Source organism: Actinomycetota bacterium (assembly GCA_013152275.1).
Classification (GTDB): Bacteria; Actinomycetota; Acidimicrobiia; order Spongiisociales; family UBA4744; genus BMS3Bbin01.
The window spans coordinates 1-5362 of sequence record JAADGS010000015.1; the positions used below are offsets into that span (position 1 = coordinate 1).

7 protein-coding genes are annotated in these 5362 nt (G+C 60.3%); 6 read left to right on the plus strand and 1 reads right to left on the minus strand.

Translation table 11 applies throughout. From position 1 onward, the window contains the following. The first annotated feature begins 543 nt into the window (after window positions 1-543). From GXP34_01035 to GXP34_01060, 6 genes are all read left to right on the plus strand, one after another. Window positions 544-639, plus strand: a complete 96-nt coding sequence (locus GXP34_01035; protein NOY54550.1) for a hypothetical protein — start codon at window positions 544-546, stop codon at window positions 637-639. Between the two features lie 105 nt (window positions 640-744). Then, the gene (locus tag GXP34_01040) at window positions 745-1005 is read left to right on the plus strand and encodes a DUF1883 domain-containing protein (protein ID NOY54551.1); all 261 of its coding nucleotides are present in this window, start codon (window positions 745-747) and stop codon (window positions 1003-1005) included. A gap of 47 nt (window positions 1006-1052) precedes the next feature. Further along, on the plus strand, window positions 1053-1958 hold the full coding sequence (locus GXP34_01045) for a hypothetical protein (protein NOY54552.1): 906 nt from the start codon (window positions 1053-1055) through the stop codon (window positions 1956-1958). Beyond that, complete coding sequence (locus tag GXP34_01050) at window positions 1939-2688, plus strand: hypothetical protein (GenBank protein NOY54553.1); 750 nt, start codon at window positions 1939-1941, stop codon at window positions 2686-2688. Before GXP34_01045 ends, GXP34_01050 begins: the two co-directional genes overlap by 20 nt. Window positions 2689-2807: 119 nt before the next feature. After that, window positions 2808-3278, plus strand: coding sequence for a hypothetical protein (locus GXP34_01055; protein ID NOY54554.1), 471 nt, complete (start codon window positions 2808-2810; stop codon window positions 3276-3278). A 183-nt stretch (window positions 3279-3461) separates the two neighbouring features. Continuing rightward, window positions 3462-4655 carry a hypothetical protein gene (locus GXP34_01060; GenBank protein NOY54555.1) on the plus strand — a complete coding sequence of 398 codons (1194 nt, stop codon included), beginning with the start codon at window positions 3462-3464 and terminating at the stop codon, window positions 4653-4655. A gap of 422 nt (window positions 4656-5077) precedes the next feature. On the opposite strand, the gene GXP34_01065 is transcribed toward GXP34_01060, so the two are convergent. Next, on the minus strand, window positions 5078-5269 hold the full coding sequence (locus GXP34_01065; GenBank protein ID NOY54556.1) for a hypothetical protein: 192 nt from the start codon (window positions 5267-5269) through the stop codon (window positions 5078-5080). Window positions 5270-5362: the final 93 nt, after the last annotated feature.

The following is a 5362-nucleotide window of genomic DNA, read 5'->3' on the forward strand; positions in this document are numbered from 1 at the left end:
TCGTCAGGACCGCGGGTGGTGAGGAGAACCCGAGGGTGGCGGTGTTTGTCGAGATTGTTGATGATGATGCTCGTGCGGCTGAGATCCTGGCGCCACTTGTCGACGCACTCGGCACCCTGCCCTAGAACACCGACATGGCTTCAACCAACAACGCGTTGCCGACGTCTCCCACCGCCCTCGGGGATGACGTCCGGGTCCAGCTATGGGGTGGCGGAGACGGCGCGTCCACCTGTGAGATAGGTCCGAGAGTCCGCAGGCAACGGAGCCTGCGCCGCTGTTTACGGACTCTCGTAAGCAACCGAGTCTTCGTGGTTGGTCCGAGAAACCGAAGGTTTCTAGCAAGCAACGGAGCTCGCGACGTTGCCGTTGTGGGCTTGGAGCGACTCGTCGACGTCTGGAACACCGCGAATACGGTGTTGGTCACAGTTGAGGTGATGAGCCTCAGTGGCGCCAACGTCGCTTCTTTCCGTTCCAAGTACCCCTCCGAGTGGGTGATGTCGGTCATCCAGAGACTCCAAGGCCCAGGCGGAACAGGTTCGGTCGGTGTCGGTCGATCACCATGGGGAGAGGATCGGTGCGGTCCCATCCCAGCAGATGCTCGACGTCGACGCCGCCCTCCGAGTCCACCTCACCCTGTAGAGCGCTCTGTCGTGGTGTGGTGCCCGGCGCCTGTGACAGGATCTCTGCACGATCGTGTCGGACCTACGCGATAGAGTGTCACACAGGTCGACACAGGGATTACTCGTGAAGTTTCTTCACTACGAACTACAGGCTGCGGAGGGCGACACGATCGTTGTCACTCTGGACAAACAGGCGAACGTGAGAGTCTTGGACGCGAGCAACTTCGAGCGGTACCGGCGCGGAGAAAGGCACCAATACCTTGGTGGGAAAGCTCTTGTGCGCCCAGCGCGTATCCCTGTGCCCCGCTCGGGTCGTTGGCATGTCGCAATCGACCTCGGTGGGTCGACGGGCTCCGTGAAAGCCAGCGTGTCCGTTGAGCGGTAGCAGCGCGGGCGCAGTGCGTATGGGTTGTGTGCCGGGTCTCACCGCTCATGTTTGAGATCATCGACGTCACGGAGTGGCAGATCGCCCAAACGATTGAGGCAATCGGGACACGACCAAAGCAATGGTTGCTGGATGCAGACGAAGCGTCGTGGCTCTTCAAGGAAGCCCGGTCAGACGATGAACGACCCAGCGGACAGGACTGGGCGGAGAAGGCCGTGGCTGAACTCGCACAGTTGTTGGGCGTCGCCGTCGCAACCGTTGAGCTCGCACACTGGCGTGGCAGGAGAGGCATCATATCGTTGAATTTTGTTACCAACGGAGCCATGCTCGTTCATGGCAACGAGTTGTTGTCAGCGGAGGATCCCGGTTACCCGCAAGATCAGCTACGGAACGACACTCCGGGATACACGGTGCAGGCTATTCGAGACGTACTAGAGCCTTACGCGGGTCACTCCGTCGGAAGCTTTCCGTCAACTTCGGCATTCGAGAGTTTCTTCGGATATCTCGTGCTCGACGCGTGGGTGAACAACACCGACAGGCATCACCGGAACTGGGGGATCGTGCTCGATCGCGTGAACGTGCTTGCCCCCAGTTTCGATCATGGCAGTTCGCTCGCGTTTGGGGAGACGGATGCGAACCGAAGTCGGTTGCTCTCAGGAGGAGATGGAGCAATTCGGCGATGGCTCGACAACGGCCGGACGAGATCCTTCGAGGGTATGCCGTCGATGCTTGATCTCGTCGTCCGCGGGTGGGAGTTCATCGAGACGACCGAGCGGACCGTGTGGATCGATCGACTGACGAACCTACGAGATGACGACGTGGACGAGGTGCTAGACCGGATACCGGCGGACGGCCCGACCGGCGTCGTTTTGTCAGATGTATCTCGTACACTGTGCAGGGAGATCCTCCGTATCAACCGCTTAAGGCTTCTCGATGCTCTCACAACTCACTGAAGAGACCGGAATCGGCACGCACCCGGACGTACCGGTACGGCGCTTGGTTGTTGCGTGGCAAGACCCCGAGGAGCGAACGTATCACAAGGTCGGGTACTTGGAAGTGTTCGACGGTCCGAAGTTCCGATTCTTCTACGACACCGAGGCCGTGGCCGAACTAAAGAACTTCGAGCCATTCCCGAACTTTCCCGACGAGCCGTACATCTACCAATCTTCTGAACTGTTTCCGTTCTTCAACAACCGGGTGATCTCTCAAAAGCGACCCGAGTATTCCACGCTGCTTCGCGCTGTCGCACTCGCGGAAGATGCGTCACCAATCGAGATCTTGGAGCGCTCAGGCGGGGCGCGCGAAACCGACACGATCCAGGTCTTCGCAGTGCCCGTCGCGGATGAAGACGGTGTTGTTGATTTTGTGTTCCCGGCACATGGAGTCCGGTATGTCAAGGGCGCCGATGAGCGAATCGGACAACTGCAGCCGGGTGACGTGCTCGAGTTTCGAGAAGACTATGCGAACGAATACAACGCCGAAGCTCTGTTAATAGCGTCAGGGCAGCCGCTCGGCTGGGTTCCCGATTTCCTGTTGCCGGCGGTTCGATCCCTGACGACAGGCTTCGGTGCGTACCGGTTAACGGTTGAGGCGGCGAACGGCCCCGGCGTTCCGTTTCACTTCCGACTCCTCTGCCGCTTGACGGTCGAAGACGCCGGAGACTGGGACCCGGATTCGGTGTAGTCGGGGTACTTGTGGTGGACGGTCCCCAGGATCTCGCGCCATGTTTGGCGGATCGCGTCGTTATCCGTGTCCGTCCGGTGCGGGCCGAACATGTCATACCTAGCGGATAGATTGGTCGGATGACCAATGAGACATTTACCGCACCGTGGGACCCGGTCTCGAAGAACTTCGTTTCCATGAGCTACGAGTCCTTGGACCAAGCCGCGAACGCGTTCGTCCTGTCGAGGAACACTCCTCGTCGTGTAGCACGGATGTTGGCTCGCTCGCGAAAGCAATTCAAGACGGCTGGGGCGGACTATGACAATCTCGTGTCGTGTGTTCAGTCTGCGTTCAAAGCAATCGAATTTCTTCTGTGCGACGCGCTGGGTGATGCATGCGGGGAGAGGGACACCCTGGGCATGTTGATTCCCAAAGCACAGGAGGCCGGTCTACTGACCGAATACGACCATGGGTATCTTCGGGAGTTCGTTCTTCGCTTCCGCAATCTGGTTACTCATGATGAAATGCGGTTCACGCCGGGCATGTCGCACGAAATGATGTCTGGGGTTCACAGGTTCGTGGTGGAGTTCAGCGACAAGCATCTCTCGTGATGCAGCCCGGCGGCGACTTCTCCGCGCCGGATGTCATATCATCGGCATCCGATGCCCCGAAGAGCGTCGTAGTGAACCGTGTCAACTCTCGCCGATACAGCTCGTACAAACCACCCCCGGTGCGAACTTCACTCAACCGTTCCACGAGTTCGCATGCGGCGGCGGGCCGCTAGCCTCGAGTTCATGTCGCGGGATCTGAGAATTGTTGGTAGCGAGTGGCCTGACCTGGATGCGTTGGGTGTTTGGCTTGTGGGGCTCGGCCGGTGGGACGTCAGAGTTGGAGGGGGTGTTACCTCGGTCCATCGTCTGACACGTGGCGAGATCTCAGGTGTGTTCTCGCTCGACGGGCCGGTTCGCGTCGAGGCCGAGGATCTGCCCCCGGAACTTGCGTCGGCGGTGTTGGTGCCGCGATGGCTGATTGAGATCAATGTGCCGCTCGGCGCCAGCGATGCAGTTTGGAAGATGGCGCTGCGGGTGGGTCGCCGTCTTGCAGACGAGATGGTGGGGGTGGTGTTTGACCCGCAAGAGGATGAGATCGTTTGGCCTCGGTCGAAGAATCGGCGCCTTGCCCGAGTCGACAAGTCACCGGCGTCGACCGACATCGACTTCAGCTGGGCGATCCCCGAACATGGGTCTGCCGAGTCGCTGCCACGCGATCTGATCGCCTTGTTACGGGGCCTGCTTCCCGAGGCCCTTCCCCGCAGATATGGCTCCTTTGAACCTCTCCAGCACCGTTTCGATGACGGGGAGGAAGCGTTCTACGACTTGTGGCGTTCCGAGCAGGCGTCGTGGGTGGGGATGGTGTCCTGGAACGCGACGATGCCGGTCCGCAGCGGCTCTGTCTTTTTCCCCTCGCTGCGAGAACCTGAGGAAGGTGTGTTGGCGGGTTCGTTGCGTTTGACGATCGATGGGCGGGTCTTCGAGGATTCCCGGTGGCGTGACCTGGCTGTAACTCTGTTGGACCAGGTCGGCGGATTAACCAACGCTCTCTATGCCCGGGCACGGGTGGAACAGCACTACACGGGAGGGATTCCGGCATCGGAGTCTGACAATCGGGCCCCGGGAATCGTGTCGCGAACGGCTTGGCGGGGGATACCCGATCACCCGGCGTGGCTGATGTGGATTGGGGAGACGTACGTGGATGCCATCGGCGATGCGGTGCCCTCGGAAGGAACGACTCTTACCGAGCAGGGTTTACTCATCGCCCTTTCCGAGGAACCCCGTTTCGCCGTCGAGTTGCTGCCCTGGCACGATCGGTTCCCGGTCGAGTTCTGTCGACAGCCCGAAACACCGATGGTCGCTCGACCCATGGCCACCGAACGCCTCATCGATCCCATCCGAATCGCGGACCACATTCCTGTCATTGACCCACATTGATTGTTCGGATCCTCCGGTAGCGCACCATCTGGACCCAGCGCTCTGGGGAGGGATCGGGCGCGGTTCGCCTTCAACCGCCGCTGTAACCGGCGGGGACGGAACCGTTTGGTCTACCACCGAAGGTTCCATGGCCGTTCACTTCTCTCTTCGGATACCTTTGAACGTGCCGCCGCTGCGCTTGACGCTGGTGAAACGTCCGGTGGTGTCACGCATGGTCCATAGACCCGTCTTTGTGTTCTGGCCTTGTGAACGATTCGACACCGCACCTTTGCGGCGGCCCTTCTCGGTTTGTTTCGCCATGAGATCATCCTCCCGTTGCTGAGGTGTCGACAAGCCTGTGTGCCGCTACCCGCGCCGTCGCGCCCGTGGAGGATCGGTCCGACCCGACCCCGAGGGCGGCACACGCGCGGTGGGTATTCAAGCTAGATATCCGAAGTTTCGGGGCGGCGCATCCGGGTTTTTATCCGCCGAATGATGCGGTCCGCATCGTCTTGGGCGATTTCTTCGGGGGTGCGGTCCGCTCGTCGCCTCTCACGTTCGAGTTCCGGCAAGAAATACTCCCGGATGGCTTCCACGGAGACGAACCCGCGTGATCGCCTTGCTGGTCTACCCATCGGTTGGCCCTCCTTGTCTGGCCTCATAGTACCGAACCTGGGTTCCGTGCACATGACTCAGTGTCTGACAAGCGGACGGGAGGGGGACCGGTT

Coding starts and splice junctions, on each gene's coding strand:
- GXP34_01065 (NOY54556.1), bottom strand. CDS start 5,269: ATGGGTAGACCAGCAAGGCGATCACGCGGGTTCGTCTCCGTGGAAGCC.
- GXP34_01055 (NOY54554.1), top strand. CDS start 2,808: ATGACCAATGAGACATTTACCGCACCGTGGGACCCGGTCTCGAAGAAC.
- GXP34_01060 (NOY54555.1), top strand. CDS start 3,462: ATGTCGCGGGATCTGAGAATTGTTGGTAGCGAGTGGCCTGACCTGGAT.
- GXP34_01050 (NOY54553.1), top strand. CDS start 1,939: ATGCTCTCACAACTCACTGAAGAGACCGGAATCGGCACGCACCCGGAC.
- GXP34_01045 (NOY54552.1), top strand. CDS start 1,053: ATGTTTGAGATCATCGACGTCACGGAGTGGCAGATCGCCCAAACGATT.